The organism is Paenibacillus sp. MBLB1832 (genome assembly GCF_032271945.1).
GTDB lineage: Bacteria > Bacillota > Bacilli > Paenibacillales > NBRC-103111 > Paenibacillus_E > Paenibacillus_E roseopurpureus.
Genome location: NZ_CP130319.1, coordinates 2,258,566 through 2,274,691, shown reverse-complemented (window position 1 = coordinate 2,274,691; position 16,126 = coordinate 2,258,566). Strand labels below are relative to the sequence as shown.

Below are 16,126 nucleotides of genomic sequence, written 5' to 3'. Positions count from 1 at the left end.
CTTATCCTCCCATTTCTCCGGTTTCATAGAACAGACAGGTCAAACCGACCATCGCCGCCGTCTCTGTCCGTAAAATGCGATTCCCCAGCGAAACCGAGCGAAAGCCAGCTTCTTCAGCTTGCTTAATTTCTTGCTCTGTGAATCCACCCTCGGGGCCTACCGCAATAACCACTTGCTTGCCTGGTCCTAGTTGTCCTGCTGCTAATGCGGCCTGAATCGCTGGTTTCAGCTGCTGGCCATCTTCCTTCTCATAACAAATCCAAGCGACATCCGCTTCCTTCGCTCGCTGCAGCAGTTGCTTCCAGGTATAGACGGCTTCAATCTGCGGTACACGGTTGCGGTGTGCTTGCTCAGCCGCTTCTTTGGCAATTTTCTGCCAGCGCTCGGTGCGTTTCGCTTCTTTCTTCGCATCATACTGCACAATCGTTCGTTCCGATAAAAAAGGAAGAAACCGGGTTGCCCCGATCTCGGTCCCTTTCTGAATAATGAGCTCCATCTTATCGCCTTTAGGCAAGCTCTGAGCAATCCATACGGATACAGACGCTTCCGCGTCCATTGCAAGCTCTTCCACGATATCTGCGGTGACGATCCCTTTATCCAACTGCGTAATCCGAACGAGCACCTCGCGGTCCACGCCGTTGCTGCAGATCACTTCATCTCCAACCTCGGCGCGCATGACGCGGCCTAGATGATGTGCATCGTCCCCTTCAATGGTGACGGTATTGGTATCCCCATGGAACTGCTCCACTGGCAGAAAATAACGCTGCATACGAACTGCCTCTCTATCTACGTTCAATTAAAAATCTACGTGTCACTTGAAACTTCCACACACCATCATACTCTTTTTGTGAGCGAAAATCTATATGGAACTGTTTGGTGAAATTAAATTCCTAGGATCTTTGCAATCCATTTTAAGAAAAATCGAAGAATGTCATTCCCCAAGCCTAAATAAGGATCAAGTGTAACACGACGCAATGGACCAACAAATACAACTAACAAGAAAATAACAGAAGCCCATTGTTCAAACTTTTGCACGGCTTCCGTATATCTGAAATCAACCAGATCTTGAATAATCCGATAGCCATCGAGGGGTGGAATTGGGATCAAATTAAACAGAAACAATGTAATATTAATACTGATCATTTTATTTAGGAACTGAATGATCGCATCGCCGCTCCCCTTGGACATCCCATCCAACCAACCGTATTTCTGACAAAGTACTAAAACAAATAAAGAAATAAAGGCCATAATCAAATTACTCAATGGTCCTGCAGCGGTAACGATAATCCCATACAAGCGTGGGCGTTTGAAGTTCCCTCGGTTTACAGGCACTGGCTTTGCCCAACCAAATCCAGCGAGCAGCAGCATAATCGTTCCGAAAAGGTCCAAATGAACCATCGGGTTGAGCGAGACACGACCGAACTTATAAGCGGTGTTATCTCCTAATTTGAAGGCACTGTACGCATGCGCCCATTCATGGACCGTGAAGGAGATAATGAGCGCAAGAATAACAAACGGCAACGTATTCCAATCGTAAAACAATAAGCCTCCCATTACTTGTCACCTACAGCTTTCTAGCTACGATCGCAACCCAATTCGAATCATAGTTTTTCTCTACAATTATAAAATTAGCTGCAACCAGCGCTTGTTCTACATCCGCTTCTTTATTCGTAATAATCCCTGATGTGATGTAATAGCCGCCTTGCGCGAGCACGTCATACACATCTTTCACGAACAGCACAATGACTTCAGCTAAAATATTTGCAACAACGAGTTGTACCGGAATGGACACACCTAACTGTGCGTCGCCTTCCGTCTCGCTCTCTTTTAGTACGCCTAGAAGGTCACTAAGTTTCACTGTAATTTGATCTTCTAAATGATTCTGCCTTGTATTGTCCAAAGCGCTGTCAACAGCAACTGGATCGAGATCGACTGCCAGCACATGTTTTGCGCCAAGCTTGGCAGCAGCAATGGAGAGAATGCCGGAACCCGTTCCCACATCTATGACGTCGTCACCTGGTTTCATTACTTTTTCTAAGGTCTTTAAACACAATGAAGTTGTTGCATGTGTACCCGTTCCGAACGCCATCCCAGGGTCGAGTTCAAGAATGATTTCACCTTCGGAAGCTGTGTAATCTTCCCACGTAGGCTTAATTGTTAAGCGATCCGAAATGCGAATCGGTTTGAAATACGTTTTCCACGCATGCGCCCAATCCTCATCATCCACCTCTACGACTTCAAACGTCGGATTGCCAGTATCAATATCGAAATCCGTCAATTGTGCCACAGATTCCTTCAGGCTTGCCAATACGGGCTCCATATCCGTCCCCTGATAGAAATACCCCTTAATGACAGCTCTGCCCTCAGGAATATCGTTAAAAGGCGCCTCGTACAATTGGCCAAAAGACGTGTCTCTTTCTTTATTTAAGGTGCCGGATTCCTCGATAGAAACACCTCCAGCGCCTAATTCATGAACAAAGTTCGTAATCATTTCTATCGCTTCTTCTGTTGTATGTACAGTTAATTCTTGCCAAAGCATCGGTATGGCTCCTCCTGTCGGTTATTCCGTATGTAAACTCCAACCCCAATGGGCTAATTTCACAATAGACATTGTACTACACTTCGCTTCGCGGGTAAAATGAGACCTTTTCGGAGCTTTCAATTTCTTATATTTTCCTAACAACTTTCTAATAATTACGTGTTACAATGAAAACGTTATCATCCTTATTAGTTATCGTACGAACGGAGACTTCTTATGCGCAAAACACTTCTGTTACTTCCCGTTTTCTTAACCTTGGCCCTCACATCACCACAAACAACGCAAACGATTATCGCAACCAATTACAGTCAAGTAACGGCACACCGCGGCAGTTCAGCGGATGCGCCGGAGAACACGCTAGGAGCTTTTCGACAAGCGATGCTTGACCATGCTGGCTATGCGGAATTGGATGTGCAGGAAACAGCAGACGGCGTCGTCATGCTCATGCATGATGATAATGCCTTACGCACAACAGGCTTAGATAAAAATATGTGGGAAGTCACTTCCACAGAGTTAAAGCAGGTTAGCGCTGGCAGTTGGTTTCATAAAGATTTCAAAGATGAGACCGTTCCTACATTGGACGAAGTCATTTCGCTCGTCAAAGGGCACATGCGGCTGAATATTGAATTGAAAAATAACGGACACGGTGTTGGGCTCGCCCAGAAGACGGTTGATCTCATTCAAGCACACGACTTTGTCAAAGAATGTACGGTGACTTCGTTTGACGTTAATCTTTTGCATACCGTGAAAGCGCTTAATTCTTCGATTAAAACAGGTCTCATTGTTAGTCAAAAAACCGAAAACGTGGAAGAATCCATGAAAAGCGCTGATTTCGACGTCATATCTGCCGCCTATCCGATCGTGAATGAATCTTTCGTGAAGATGGCTGAGGATCATCATAAAGAAGTCTATGTTTGGACGGTCAACGATGCCAGAATGATGAAACGCATGCTTGCGCTAGGCGTCTCGAGCATTATTACGAATGAACCTGCGAAACTAGTTAATCTTATGAGTAGTGAATAAATATAGCACTATATTGAAAAGCACCTGCTCCGCCATGCCTCATCAGAGGATGTTGGGACAGGTGCTTTACTAATTAGCGGGTACCGCCCGCCATCTCGATGACACGACAAGCTTGTTCATAGCTTTGCTCGTCCAGCACAGCCGTTAACACGATATCAAGACCAACGTCGTGTAGCTCACCTTCGTGACTCATCATACTATCGGCCATGGCGGATTCTAGACCATGCCCTACATCATTTTGGAAGCGATCTACTTGAACTTCAACTGCTCGCAAAGCTTTCAGCTTCGTCGCCGCCGCTTCCGCTTGTTCTGGAGAATGGAAATAGGCAAGAATCGCTTTCTCTGCCATTACTGATTTTCCTGACGCTGATCAGCTGCTTCTGCACGCTCTGCAGCTTCAAAATCATCTCGATCCGCTACTTCCGATGAAAACTCGACATCTTCTTGCTTAGCAACGGGCAGATTCCGATTCGCTTGGTTGTTTGGATTACTCATGTAATTGCCTCCTATAAACCATGGATTAAAAACCAGTTTATAGTTTGCCTAGCATCCGTTCTTTTATACAAACAACAAACATCTCACTCAAACGGCATCCGAAAAATCGAATGTCAATTGAATGAGATGTTGGGTTATTTGCTTAGTCGCCTAAGAAGGCTCTTTTCATACGTTCAAAAATAGACTGGCTTTGTTCATGCGTATGCTCGCCGCTTTGTTTACCGAACTGGCGGAGCAAATCTTTCTGCTCTTCGGACAAATTAGTCGGTGTCATGACAATTACCTTCACATGCTGATCGCCTTGGCCGAAGCCGCGAAGATGCGGAACCCCTTTGCCTTTGAGTCGGAAATACGTATCCGTTTGCGTTCCAGCCGGAATTTTTAACTTCACTTTTTCCGTCAAGGTAGGGATTTCGATCTCATCGCCAAGTGCTGCTTGCATGAATGTTAGTGGCACTTCACAGTAAATATCATTTCCTTCACGTTGGAAAAACTCATGATTCTTCACGCGGATAACAACGTACAGATCCCCAGAAGGACCGCCGCGTGTACCGCTTTCCCCTTCACCAGAAACACGAAGCTGAGCACCATCATCTACCCCAGCAGGGATCTTGATGTGGATCGTGCGGGTTTTCTTCACTTTCCCTGCGCCATGACAGGTTCCGCATTTCTCTTTAATAATTTTCCCCGATCCATTACAAGACGTACACACACGACGATTGACGATACGGCCAAACGCCGTATTCTGAACCACTTCCTGCTGCCCGCTTCCGTGACAGCCGCCGCAAGTTTCTGGCTTAGTTCCAGCTTTCGCGCCTGAACCATGACACGTATCGCAATTCTCGGTACGCGGAATGTTAATGTCCGTTTCTTTCCCGAACACCGCTTCCTTAAACTCGACTGTCATTGTATACTGCAAGTCATTCCCACGCTGCGGTGCATTCGGGTTACGACGATTGCCACCGCCGCCGCCACCGAAGAACATATCAAAGATATCCCCGAAGCCGCCGCCGAAGTCTTGACCGCCAAATCCTTGATTTGGATCGACATGTCCGAACTGATCATATTGCGCTTTCTTTTGATCATCGCTCAATACATCATAAGCTTCCTTCGCTTCTTTGAACTTATCTTCCGCATCTGCCGCTTTATTCACGTCAGGGTGATATTGACGCGCCATTTTGCGGTAAGCTTTCTTGATCTCATCCTGTGACGCATTTTTGCTGAGACCTAACACCTCGTAGTAATCACGTTTACTCATTGTTCCACTCCCATGTTCAAGACTACAAACGGAAAGTCAAAGCCACTGAGGGGATCCCCAGTAAGCTTTGACTCGTACGTTAATTCACATTAATCATAACCAACCCATAGAACGAACTTCTATTTAGTTAGAATATGTTTACTTTTTAGTTTCGTCAACCACTTCGTAGTCAGCGTCTACAACATTCTCTCTGCCTTTAGGAGCTTCACCAGCGCCTGCGCCAGCACCTGCATCAGGTCCTTGTGCTTGGGACGCTTGCTCATACAACTTCACAGACAATTGTTGAATCACTTCAGTCAACTCTGCAGTAGCTGATTTGATCGTTTCAAGATCATTGCCTGCTAGGGCAGTTGTCACTTTCTCTTTCGCTGCATTTGCTTTATCGATCTCACCTTGGTCCACTTTGTCACCAAGATCTTTAATCGTTTTATCAACGGAGTACACCAATTGATCCGCTTCGTTGCGAGCTTCTACAAGCTCTTTACGCGCACGGTCTTCTTCAGCGTGAGCTTCCGCGTCTTTCACCATTTGTTCAACTTCCGCATCGCTCAAGCCGCTGGAGGAAGTGATTGTGATTTTTTGGCTTTTGCCTGTACCTTTATCCAAGGCAGATACGTTAACGATCCCGTTCGCATCGATATCGAAGCTAACTTCGATTTGCGGTACGCCGCGTGGAGCTGGAGGAATATCACCTAGCATGAAACGGCCAAGTGTTTTGTTCCCGCTAGCCATGGAACGCTCACCTTGAAGAACGTGAATTTCAACGCTCGTTTGGTTATCTGCATACGTGGAGTACACTTGGGATTTCGTTGTTGGAATCGTAGTGTTGCGGTCGATCATTTTTGTGAATACGCCGCCTGCTGTTTCGATACCAAGGGAAAGTGGTGTTACGTCTAGAAGAACAACGTCTTTCACTTCACCTGTCAACACACCCGCTTGAACCGCTGCACCAAGGGCAACAACTTCATCTGGGTTAACGCCTTTGTGAGGCTCTTTACCGATTAATTTTTTGATCGCTTCAACAACCGCAGGAATACGTGTGGATCCACCAACAAGAACAACCTTGTCAATTTGGCTTGTGGACAAACCAGAATCTTGCAGCGCTTGACGAGTTGGTCCTAGTGTTCTTTCTACCAAGTGGTGGGAAAGTTCTTCGAACTTCGCACGCGTCAAGTTTACCTCCAAATGTTGAGGAACGCCGTCTGCAACTGTGATGAACGGAAGGGAAACTGTCGTTGTCAGAACACCGGAAAGTTCTTTTTTCGCTTTTTCAGCTGCATCTTTCAAACGTTGAACAGCCGCTTTATCTTTGGAAAGGTCAATGCCTTGCTCTTTTTTAAATTCAGCTACGAGGTAATCAATGATCACTTGGTCAAAGTCATCGCCGCCTAGTTTGTTGTCGCCGCTAGTTGCTTTAACTTCGAAGAAACCATCGCCAAGCTCAAGGATGGATACGTCAAAAGTACCGCCACCTAGGTCATAAACCAGGATCGTTTGGTCTTCTGTTTTCTCCAAACCGTATGCAAGTGCTGCTGCTGTAGGCTCGTTGACGATACGTAGAACTTCTAGACCAGCAATTTTACCAGCATCTTTCGTCGCTTGACGTTGGCTGTCATTGAAGTAAGCAGGAACTGTAATGACCGCTTGTGTTACCGTTTGACCAAGGTAAGCTTCTGCATCAGCTTTCAACTTTTGCAGGATAATTGCAGAGATTTCTTGTGGTGTATATTCTTTACCATCAATGTTCTCTTTGTGGTTCGTCCCGATATGGCGTTTAATGGAAGAGATTGTTTTATCAGGGTTTGTGATTGCTTGACGTTTTGCTGTTTCACCAACAACACGCTCGCCATCTTTCTTGAAACCTACAACGGATGGTGTTGTGCGGTTACCTTCTGGATTTGGAATTACAACGGCTTCTCCGCCTTCCATTACGGCTACGCAAGAGTTTGTTGTACCTAAGTCAATACCAATTACTTTACTCATGTAGAGCTGCCTCCTTATGTTCCTATGGAACGTGATTAGTTTATTTTAAGTGATAATGTCAATTAAACGCTGACTTTAACCATGGCTGGTCGGATGACCTTATCTTTGAGAATATAGCCTTTTTGCAATTCTTCCACGACGATACCTTCTTCATGATCCTCAGATTCCACTTGCATAACCGCTTGGTGGAATTCAGGATTGAACGGGTGACCCACTGCTTCGATTGGCTTAAGCCCTTCAGCCGTCAGCAATTGATCGATGCCGCGGTATGTCATGTCCAAGCCTTTCACTAATGCGTCGAAATCCTTCGTCTCCTTGCTTGAAGACAGCGCGCGATCGAAGTTATCCACAATCGGTAAAAGCTGTTCAATCAATTTAAGCGAAGCGTATTTCGCGAAATCTTCCTTCTCCGCTCTAGCGCGGCGACGGAAGTTATCGAAGTCCGCTTGAACGCGTAATAAACGCTGATAGTTTTCTTCGGCTTGCACACGCGCCTGTTCCAATTCGCTGTTCGCTTCCTCGGAAACCACTTCCTCTACGACTTCTTGCTCTGTCGTCGGTTCGTTCTCGGCTGCGTATGTAGTGTGATCTTGATCTTGTTCGACTGTTTTGTTATCTCCAGTACTCAATTGTCCTTCACCTCCTAAACATAATACAATACTCAGTTGTGGCTTAGTTTGCCCATCTTCAGCTTTCTTCAAAAGGCTGTTTCATCTTGATCACGGTATGAATACGCAGCACTGCGGCAGCTACTTCGCCAGCCGCTTGCAAAGCGTGAATTTTCACGTGGGTCGGGTCAACGATACCCGCTTCAACGAAATCCGTAATCAACCCTGTATCACAATCAATGCCTAGGCTGTCCGTCTCTTGTGCTAGCTGGGCGGCCTTGAGCTCTTCTACCTTCTCCAGGGGATTATAGCCCGCGTTCACAACGATCTGGGACAACGGCTTCCTCAGCGCTCCCGCGACCGCGGTCACACCGAAGCCTTCCATGCCCTTCATCGTCTCGCGCAGCCGCTCCAGGTCGTGGGCGACGGCCAGCTCGGCCGCCCCGCCGCCAGGCAAGTACCCGCCGCGCACAGCGGCTTGGACGGCTGACGCCGCATCCTTCGCAATGCGCGAACGCTCGTGCGCCGCTTCGCGTGTCGCGGCGCCGACGATCACGGTCACGTGTTGCTCACCGTGACCGTGCGCCACGCGCACGCGCTCCAGCCGCTCGTCATACGCGGCATAGCCCGCGTGACCGAGCGCGGCGCTCAGCTCCGGCGCGCTCTTTCGCAGCGCCGTGCGCCGCACCGGCCTAGCGCCGGTGTGCTCGCTCAGCAGCTGCAAGTCCCTGCGGGACAGCCGCTGCATCACGAGGATCCCGTGATCGGAGCAGAATTGCTCCGCCTCGGGGTCAACCCCGCGGTCGGACGCGATGAGTCCGACCCCAAGTTCCAGCAGCTGCGCGAGGCTGCTGCGGAAGAGTTCCCGGAGCTGCATGTAGCGCTGAAAGCCTGCCTCGGTGACCAGCGATTCCTCGCTGACCGCCTCAGGCTCCAGAGCATCATGCAGCACGAGAATACGGGCATCTCGGCGTTCTTCCGAGATGTGCAGGTTCATCGGCTTCTGGTTCAGCAGAATGCCGGTCCAGACCTCACTGCTCGCTTCTTCGTGGGCGAGCACGCTGTCCGCGAAGCGATAGCCCTCTTCGCGCAGCTTCTCTTCACCTACGGCTTCAGCGGCCTGAATGATGAGCTTCGCGATATCCATCTGCTCGCGGCCAGCCGTAACGGCGATCCGCTGCAGCGCTCGGTCTTGCAAACCTATAATGGTACGGCTACGGCTTTGTAGTTGCTGGGTTGCCAGCTCAATACCTTGCTGCATGCCAGACACGATTTTCGCTACAGGTACACCGCGGGTTACTTGCGCAACACCTTCCTGTACGAGAGCACCTGCCAGAACGGTTGCTGTCGTCGTTCCATCGCCAATCTGGCGTTGTTGACTACGCGCGACTTGAATCATTAACCTGGCAGCAGGATGGGTCACATCCATTTTCTCTAAAATCGTAACGCCGTCATTCGTAATAATGACATCGCCTTGACCGCCTACAAGCATCGTATCTAAGCCTTTAGGTCCTAGCGTTCCCTCGACTGCAGAGCAAATCGCTCTTACAGCCGCGGCATTATTCACCAGTGTGGAGTAACGCTCTTCACTATCGCCATGCAAGGGTTTCATTCCACTCATTTGCCGTACCAACGTCCGAGGACCACTTCCAAATGCTTCGATAAGTGCTCCATCAATCCGATCACACGCCCGTACTCCATGCGCGTAGGTCCCAAAATACCAATCGTACCGAGCGGTGTTCCGCCAATCGAATAAGACGCGGTAATCAAACTGCAATTTGAGATCGCTTCAAGACTATTTTCAGCACCAATTTTAATCTCAATGCCTTCATTTGACGGTGTAAATAATTTAATCAAGGTTGGTGCTTCTTCTAATAGATCGAAGATGCTTTTCACTTTATCTACATCTTTGAACTCTGGCTGTGTGAGCATGTTCGTCATGCCGCTAAGGAATACACGATCCTTCTCATTGCTCTGAAGAACACCCTCCACCATACCCAGTAATTCTTGATAGCCGCTGACGTATTTACTTAATTCATTCGAAATTTCGTTATAAAGCTTCGATTTGAACTGAATCAACGGGACGTTCTGTAGTCTTTTATTCAATATGTTAACGACCTTCTCGATATCAACCATCGAGATGCCTTCTGGAATCGTCACCGTTTTGTTCTCAACATGCCCTGTATTCATCACCATGATCGCAACAGCCGACGTCTCTGATAGCGGAACAATCTGGATATGTTTCAAGGTCGTGCTGAACACCTCGGGTCCCAGTACGATGGACGTATAGTTCGTAAGACTTGAGAGCATACCAGCAACGTGCTGAATAACGCCTTCCATCTCTTGAATACGTTCAGCAAATGCACCCTTCATGGAGTTCAAATCTTGCGAGTGCAAGGAACCATGTTTGAGCAAATGATCGACATAATAGCGATACCCTTTGTGAGATGGAATACGACCTGCGGACGTATGAGGCTGCTCCAAATAGCCCATTTCTTCGAGATCAGACATCTCGTTACGAATGGTCGCCGGGCTGAACCCAACATTCCCTCGCTTCGAAATACTGCGCGAACCAATTGGCTCCGCTGAACGAACGTAATCATCTATGATAGCACTTAAAATCATGCGCTGACGCTCTGTCAACATGAGTACCTCTCCTCCTCACTAGCACTATTTGCCGTTTCGTTAGCACTCGTATTTAGTGAGTGCTAATTCCTAATACAAAAATAACAGACCCTAAGGTCTGTTGTCAAGTCAATCCAAACGTTTAAGCACGGCGATTTCGTCGCAGCAATACTGTTTTTTGCAATGCATGCAATCTCTCCAAACCTTCTCAGGAAAAATCTCCTTCGGCACGAGTGTAAACCCGTTCTTTTGGAAAAAGGCAACCTCATACGTTAGCGCCATTACCTTGATAATCCCTTGGCTTCTCGCTTCTTCAACCAAGAAATTGACGAGCTTGCCGCCAATGCCTTGCCCTTTGAAGCCAGGCGTCATGCCTAGCGAGCGTATCTCGACTAAATCGGGTCCAAGCCGTGTCAATGATCCGCAGCCGATTAAAACTCCTTCGAATTCAGCCACGACGAAGGTGTCGATCCCATCCTCCAGCATCTCTCTCGTCCGTGGGAGCATAATGCCTTGCTTCGCATAACCTTGTATAATGTCATAAAGCTTCTCGATATCATCCACCGAAGCTTTTCTTACGGATACTGTAGTTGATGTATTCACGCTTATCCCACCAATCGCAAAAAAATGCATAAAAGCCACGCTAGCGTTCTGCGGCTTTCCGCTCTTTCGCTTGTGGATTCATGTATAAATATACAACATGACGTATAAATGCACAAGCGTTTTTTACTTGGGAATGACCCTCGTTAGGATAGGAAGGACGCAAACACTTCGTTACCTAATAAGATGCCTTGTTTCGATAGTCGATAGCCATCGGTTGTTTGTTCGAGCAACTTCTTTTTCAACCAACCTTGAAGCGTCTCGCCAAATTGCGATTCGATCGTTGTACCGAATTGCGCAATGAAATCTGCGTTGCGAACGCCTTCCATCAGTCGTAAGCCAACCATCATGAAGTCTTCCATGGCCTCCTGAGGCGAAACCTCGTTCGTTTCCAGTATCGGCAGCCCTTTTTCTGTTGCATCGATATACGGCTGTACGCCTTTTATATTGATGTGACGAAGACCGTCTATATATCCGTGAGCACCTGCGCCAAGCCCATAATAGGAGCGATTGCGCCAGTACATCGTATTATGCCTGCTTTCGCGGCCGGGTCTGGCGAAGTTGCTGATCTCATACTGCTTATATCCTGCACTCTCCAGCCTGCGCATAATCAACTCATACATCTCGACTTCTTCATCCTCACTCGGTAGTGGGAGCTGATTCTTATTGAACAAGGTGTGGAACAGTGTGTTTTCTTCTACTTTTAAGCTATAGATCGAATAGTGCTGCAAATCGAGGGACAACGCCTCGTCTAGTGTTGCCTGCATAATGTCAACCGTTTGCTTCGGAAGTCCGAACATCAGGTCGATGGACAAGTTATCGAAGGCCAGCTTCTTGGCGTTAGCAATACTTCTGTGCACATCATCTGTATTATGAATGCGGCCAATGGCCGCCAGGATATCATTATTAAAAGACTGCACACCAAAACTGATGCGGTTTACCCCGCCTTCCTTCATGACAGCCAGCTTATCCTCGTCGGTCGTCCCTGGATTGGCTTCCATCGAGAACTCCACTTCCGCATCCACAGGGAAATACGTGCGTACCATACGCAGAAATCGCTCCATTTGATGGGGAAGCAGCACGGTTGGCGTTCCGCCGCCCACGAAAATCGTCTCCACCTTATGCGGTGGATGTTGACGCACTGTAAGCGCCATTTCGCGCTCCAACGCGTCTAAATAAGCCATAACAGGCTGGCCTTTGAGCACATACGAATTAAAATCGCAATAATGACATTTGTTCGTGCAAAACGGGATATGAATGTACACCGCTGTTGGCGCTGCATACGTAACTAACATAAGGGCATTCCTTCCTAGGGGCTTCATTGACAAAAAGCCAAGGGACAGCGTACGCTGCCACCCCAGCTTTTCATGCCATGGATCTATTCGTCGATTTTTAAAACAGCCATGAACGCTTCTTGCGGCACCTCGACGCTGCCGACTTGCTTCATGCGTTTCTTACCTTCTTTTTGCTTGTCTAACAATTTACGCTTACGGGAAATGTCACCGCCGTAACACTTCGCGAGGACGTTCTTGCGCATCGCTTTAACCGTCTCACGCGCTACGATTTTCTGTCCGATCGCCGCTTGAATCGGCACTTCAAACATTTGCCGCGGGATGAGATCCTTCAGCTTATCACAAATGATTTTACCACGGTTATAAGCCGTATCCCTGTGAACGATAAAGGAAAGAGCATCTACCTGCTCGGAATTGAGCAAAATATCCATCTTAACGAGATTGGACTTCTTGTAACCTGAGATTTCGTAATCAAAGGATGCATATCCTTTGGTACGCGACTTCAGCATGTCGAAGAAATCGTAGACGATCTCGGATAACGGAATATCATACGTCAACGTGACGCGATTCGTATCCAAATACTCCATATTCAAATATTCTCCGCGCTTGCCTTGGCACAGATCCATAATCGTACCAACAAAATCGTTAGGCACAATGACCGACGCTTTGACAAAAGGCTCTTCAACGAAGTCAATACGTTGCGGATCTGGATAATTGGACGGATTATCAATCTCGAGCACATCGCCATTCGTTAATGTAATACGGTAGATAACGCTCGGCGCCGTTGTAATCAATGGAATGTTGAACTCGCGTTCGATCCGTTCCTGAATAATCTCCATGTGCAACAGTCCTAGGAAACCGCAACGGAATCCAAAGCCCAATGCCGTTGACGTCTCTGGCTCGAAACGCAAGGACGCATCATTCAATTCCAGCTTTTGCAGCGCTTCGCGCAAATCGTTGTAATCCGTTGTTTCGATCGGATACAAGCCGCAGAATACCATCGGGTTAATGCGACGATAACCTGGCAGCGCCTCTGGTGCAGGGCGGTCTGCTTCCGTTACCGTGTCCCCTACGCGGGTGTCTCCAACATTTTTAATACCAGCCACGATAAAGCCTACATCGCCGACCTCTAGGGAAGGAACCGATGACATTCGTGGTTTGAATGCCCCTACCTCGATGACTTCGAACACTTTGTTCGTCGCCATCATTTTAATTTTGGAACCCGCTTTGATGGAACCATCCACGACACGCACATACACGATAACACCTTTGTAACTGTCGTAGTGAGAGTCGAAGATCAAAGCTTTCAACGGATTGTCCGGATTTCCTTGTGGCGCAGGCACTTTCAAACAGATTTGCTCGATGATGTCTTTAATCCCGATACCCGCTTTCGCTGAGGCAAGAACGGCATCGCTAGCATCAAGCCCGATCACTTCTTCAATCTCGTTCTTAACTTTCTCTGGGTCCGCACTTGGCAGATCAATTTTATTAATAACAGGTAAAATTTCTAGATTATTCTCTAACGCTAGATACACGTTTGCAAGAGTCTGAGCTTCTATCCCTTGTGCCGCGTCAACGACGAGCAACGCGCCTTCACAAGCCGCAAGGCTTCGTGATACTTCGTACGTAAAGTCGACGTGTCCAGGTGTGTCGATGAGGTTCAGGATATAATCAATACCGTCATCCGCGCGATAAGCCAATCTTACCGCTTGCAGCTTGATGGTAATGCCCCGTTCGCGCTCCAGATCCATCTGATCGAGAACCTGCTCTTGCATTTCACGTGATGACAATGCACCTGTATACTCCAGAATACGATCCGCTAATGTTGATTTACCATGATCGATATGAGCGATAATTGAAAAGTTGCGAATTCTTTGTTGTCTTTCTCGAATGTCCGTCATGCTAAAGACTAACCCCCACTACATGCAAATAATTTTCATTATAGCAGTTGTGAGTACGCGGAGCAATGGACACCCTACCCTTTGCCCAAAACGGCGTCGAATATGGAAACAAACAATTTAATGCCATGGTGCATCGTAATTTGCAGAAGATCGCCTAATTTATTGCCCACACGGTTCAACGAATTATCGTGATCTGCTACGACAGGAGCAGGTGTGGCTCCCCCTGTTGGGTTAGCTTTCCCTGTTGTGTCTTTCACAACAGACGTAGGCTGAGGCGCTGATTTTACAACTGTTGCCCCTGTTTTACCTGGTACAGGTGTGGCTGTTGCGCTCACTAACACTGGCTTTGACGAAGGCTGCGCTCCTTCAATCCGCTCCATACCGCCTGATGCCAAACTGACGCCAAACAGCACACAGAACAACAGTAGTAAACCGAACAAGCCAACCTTTAGATAAAAGTCTCTCAGCCTCATTTTACCTATCTCCTTGCCTTTACGATTTATTCGTCGATGCGGCTGGCGCATCCACTTTCTTCGCATTCATAATTACTTCAGAGATCGCTTCAGCCAACCAATCGGTTGTACGGTAGCACTCTTCCAGTGTGTTATAGGGACCGCCTACTTCTATTAAAATGCTGTTGGGCGAAATGTTCTGGTTATACAAGCCATTGCCCTCGCTTGCTTCTTTCGCATGAATCCCTTTGGAAACGCCAGGGTGTTTCTCTTCCAGTACTTGATGAATTTTGCTGGCAAATTCCTCATTCTTCTTCCAGTTCGGATTTTTGCCGCCGATGATAAAATACACCTGTGCAACATCTTTACCATCAATGGTGGCAGTGGTTTTGCTGCGAGCTGCCGAATCCCGATGGATATCGAAGAAGTATGTTAAGTCTTTATGCGCTGACATCGCTTCTTGCAACGTTTTGAGTGAGTACTTGTAGGAGTACGGATACTCGAAGTTTTTCACCGTACTTGGATACACGGTTTCGGAGTGCACAGCACCAATCCCGTCTTTTTCCAAATTTTGAGCCAAACGTTGACCTACCGAAATGATATTGACTTTATCGCTATAGGCCATATCTGGATCTGTAACCCCTTTGAGTTCAGGCAAGAATGACTCATTACTATGGGTTTGATAAATGAAAGCAATATTATCGCCAGCCGTTTTCGGCGGTTGCCCGACCGCGCTAGGAGAAGGTGTTGCAGAGCTATTCGGTGACGGTTGCGCTGAAGGCGAAGGGATCGGCACTCTGGCTTCCGCTTCTAAATTATTGGAACCCGGATTGTAATCAATGGGCGAACTGGGATTCGTCTCACTCCCTTTTACCAGCACAGTTGATCGATTCGTGTCCATGCCTGGAACCTCGCTGGCAACCAAGCTTTTGGGATCACTCGGATTGATGTTCGTCATGAATTGGAAAGCAAAATGAAACACGTTGCGTTGGGAAAAGGTGAATTTCTTATGGTTCTTATTTAAATGAGGGACTTCCATTCCGATCATATCAATGAAAAATTGATTGGTGACAGATGCGGCGAGACCTTTCATGGATGAAACCGGCGAAGTGGTCATCATGCTACTTTGTAGAACGCTTCCCAGCCCGATGAGTACGAATAGCGCTAAGGTCGAGGTGCTGAGAATGATAAAGGTTTTCCCGACGGAACTGGCGCTTTGAAAGGTTTTGCGAACTTGGCTGAAATTCCATGTAGCTGTTGTCCATTTCATAGTTACCATGCCTCCTAAACTATCTTAATTCAATCTATGAAACGAGCCCGGCCGATAGAACCAGTTTTCGCTAGATTTTT

The 16,126-nt window shown here is 47.5% G+C and carries 16 protein-coding genes; 1 reads left to right on the top strand and 15 read right to left on the bottom strand.

Annotation, left to right across the window (positions count from 1 at the left end; all coding sequences use genetic code 11):
- Window position 1 precedes the first annotated feature (1 nt).
- The 3 genes from MJB10_RS09820 to prmA all read right to left on the bottom strand — a co-directional run bounded on the left by MJB10_RS09820 (window position 2) and on the right by prmA (window position 2,539).
- Window positions 2-769, bottom strand: coding sequence for a 16S rRNA (uracil(1498)-N(3))-methyltransferase (locus tag MJB10_RS09820; protein ID WP_314804115.1), 768 nt, complete (start codon window positions 767-769; stop codon window positions 2-4).
- Window positions 770-882: 113 nt separating this feature from the next.
- Window positions 883-1,554, bottom strand: coding sequence for a site-2 protease family protein (locus tag MJB10_RS09815; protein WP_314804113.1), 672 nt, complete (start codon window positions 1,552-1,554; stop codon window positions 883-885).
- Between the two features lie 10 nt (window positions 1,555-1,564).
- Complete coding sequence (gene prmA / locus MJB10_RS09810; RefSeq protein WP_314804111.1) at window positions 1,565-2,539, bottom strand: 50S ribosomal protein L11 methyltransferase; 975 nt, start codon at window positions 2,537-2,539, stop codon at window positions 1,565-1,567.
- A 216-nt stretch (window positions 2,540-2,755) separates the two neighbouring features.
- Between prmA and MJB10_RS09805 the strand changes: the two genes are divergently transcribed.
- Window positions 2,756-3,562, top strand: a complete 807-nt coding sequence (locus tag MJB10_RS09805) for a glycerophosphodiester phosphodiesterase (protein WP_314804108.1) — start codon at window positions 2,756-2,758, stop codon at window positions 3,560-3,562.
- Between the two features lie 73 nt (window positions 3,563-3,635).
- Here MJB10_RS09805 and MJB10_RS09800 read toward each other — a convergent pair whose 3' ends face one another.
- The 12 genes from MJB10_RS09800 to spoIIP all read right to left on the bottom strand — a co-directional run bounded on the left by MJB10_RS09800 (window position 3,636) and on the right by spoIIP (window position 16,046).
- Window positions 3,636-3,911: a hypothetical protein gene (locus MJB10_RS09800; protein ID WP_314804105.1), complete on the bottom strand. Its 276-nt coding sequence runs from the start codon at window positions 3,909-3,911 to the stop codon at window positions 3,636-3,638.
- Window positions 3,911-4,057 carry a YfhD family protein gene (locus MJB10_RS09795; RefSeq protein WP_314804102.1) on the bottom strand — a complete coding sequence of 49 codons (147 nt, stop codon included), beginning with the start codon at window positions 4,055-4,057 and terminating at the stop codon, window positions 3,911-3,913. The genes MJB10_RS09800 and MJB10_RS09795 overlap by 1 nt, the downstream gene beginning before the upstream one ends.
- 142 nt (window positions 4,058-4,199) lie before the next feature.
- Window positions 4,200-5,315 (bottom strand): molecular chaperone DnaJ, encoded by a 1,116-nt coding sequence (gene dnaJ / locus MJB10_RS09790; RefSeq protein ID WP_314804100.1) that lies wholly within the window; start codon window positions 5,313-5,315, stop codon window positions 4,200-4,202.
- 138 nt (window positions 5,316-5,453) lie between these two features.
- Complete coding sequence (gene dnaK / locus MJB10_RS09785; protein ID WP_314804097.1) at window positions 5,454-7,298, bottom strand: molecular chaperone DnaK; 1,845 nt, start codon at window positions 7,296-7,298, stop codon at window positions 5,454-5,456.
- A gap of 62 nt (window positions 7,299-7,360) precedes the next feature.
- Window positions 7,361-7,927, bottom strand: coding sequence for a nucleotide exchange factor GrpE (gene grpE, locus MJB10_RS09780; protein WP_314804095.1), 567 nt, complete (start codon window positions 7,925-7,927; stop codon window positions 7,361-7,363).
- 58 nt (window positions 7,928-7,985) lie between these two features.
- Window positions 7,986-9,527: a TCP-1/cpn60 chaperonin family protein gene (locus tag MJB10_RS09775; protein WP_314804093.1), complete on the bottom strand. Its 1,542-nt coding sequence runs from the start codon at window positions 9,525-9,527 to the stop codon at window positions 7,986-7,988.
- Entirely contained in the window at window positions 9,524-10,552 is a 1,029-nt protein-coding gene (gene hrcA / locus MJB10_RS09770) for a heat-inducible transcriptional repressor HrcA (protein WP_314804091.1), read from the bottom strand. The genes MJB10_RS09775 and hrcA overlap by 4 nt, the downstream gene beginning before the upstream one ends.
- 108 nt (window positions 10,553-10,660) lie before the next feature.
- Window positions 10,661-11,134: an N-acetyltransferase gene (locus MJB10_RS09765; protein ID WP_314804088.1), complete on the bottom strand. Its 474-nt coding sequence runs from the start codon at window positions 11,132-11,134 to the stop codon at window positions 10,661-10,663.
- A 143-nt stretch (window positions 11,135-11,277) separates the two neighbouring features.
- Window positions 11,278-12,426, bottom strand: a complete 1,149-nt coding sequence (gene hemW, locus MJB10_RS09760; protein WP_314804085.1) for a radical SAM family heme chaperone HemW — start codon at window positions 12,424-12,426, stop codon at window positions 11,278-11,280.
- Window positions 12,427-12,509: 83 nt separating this feature from the next.
- Window positions 12,510-14,324, bottom strand: coding sequence for a translation elongation factor 4 (lepA, locus tag MJB10_RS09755; protein ID WP_314804083.1), 1,815 nt, complete (start codon window positions 14,322-14,324; stop codon window positions 12,510-12,512).
- A gap of 74 nt (window positions 14,325-14,398) precedes the next feature.
- Window positions 14,399-14,797: a DUF3679 domain-containing protein gene (locus MJB10_RS09750; protein ID WP_314804082.1), complete on the bottom strand. Its 399-nt coding sequence runs from the start codon at window positions 14,795-14,797 to the stop codon at window positions 14,399-14,401.
- 19 nt (window positions 14,798-14,816) lie between these two features.
- Complete coding sequence (spoIIP, locus tag MJB10_RS09745; RefSeq protein ID WP_314804080.1) at window positions 14,817-16,046, bottom strand: stage II sporulation protein P; 1,230 nt, start codon at window positions 16,044-16,046, stop codon at window positions 14,817-14,819.
- Window positions 16,047-16,126: the final 80 nt, after the last annotated feature.

Bases quoted from the DNA above. Each gene is read 5' to 3' on its own strand.
- MJB10_RS09820 (WP_314804115.1), bottom strand. From the start codon at position 769: ATGCAGCGTTATTTTCTGCCAGTGGAGCAGTTCCATGGGGATACCAAT.
- MJB10_RS09815 (WP_314804113.1), bottom strand. From the start codon at position 1,554: ATGGGAGGCTTATTGTTTTACGATTGGAATACGTTGCCGTTTGTTATT.
- prmA (WP_314804111.1), bottom strand. From the start codon at position 2,539: ATGCTTTGGCAAGAATTAACTGTACATACAACAGAAGAAGCGATAGAA.
- MJB10_RS09805 (WP_314804108.1), top strand. From the start codon at position 2,756: ATGCGCAAAACACTTCTGTTACTTCCCGTTTTCTTAACCTTGGCCCTC.
- MJB10_RS09800 (WP_314804105.1), bottom strand. From the start codon at position 3,911: ATGGCAGAGAAAGCGATTCTTGCCTATTTCCATTCTCCAGAACAAGCG.
- MJB10_RS09795 (WP_314804102.1), bottom strand. From the start codon at position 4,057: ATGAGTAATCCAAACAACCAAGCGAATCGGAATCTGCCCGTTGCTAAG.
- dnaJ (WP_314804100.1), bottom strand. From the start codon at position 5,315: ATGAGTAAACGTGATTACTACGAGGTGTTAGGTCTCAGCAAAAATGCG.
- dnaK (WP_314804097.1), bottom strand. From the start codon at position 7,298: ATGAGTAAAGTAATTGGTATTGACTTAGGTACAACAAACTCTTGCGTA.
- MJB10_RS09775 (WP_314804093.1), bottom strand. From the start codon at position 9,527: ATGAGTGGAATGAAACCCTTGCATGGCGATAGTGAAGAGCGTTACTCC.
- hrcA (WP_314804091.1), bottom strand. From the start codon at position 10,552: ATGTTGACAGAGCGTCAGCGCATGATTTTAAGTGCTATCATAGATGAT.
- hemW (WP_314804085.1), bottom strand. From the start codon at position 12,426: ATGTTAGTTACGTATGCAGCGCCAACAGCGGTGTACATTCATATCCCG.
- lepA (WP_314804083.1), bottom strand. From the start codon at position 14,324: ATGACGGACATTCGAGAAAGACAACAAAGAATTCGCAACTTTTCAATT.
- MJB10_RS09750 (WP_314804082.1), bottom strand. From the start codon at position 14,797: ATGAGGCTGAGAGACTTTTATCTAAAGGTTGGCTTGTTCGGTTTACTA.
- spoIIP (WP_314804080.1), bottom strand. From the start codon at position 16,046: ATGAAATGGACAACAGCTACATGGAATTTCAGCCAAGTTCGCAAAACC.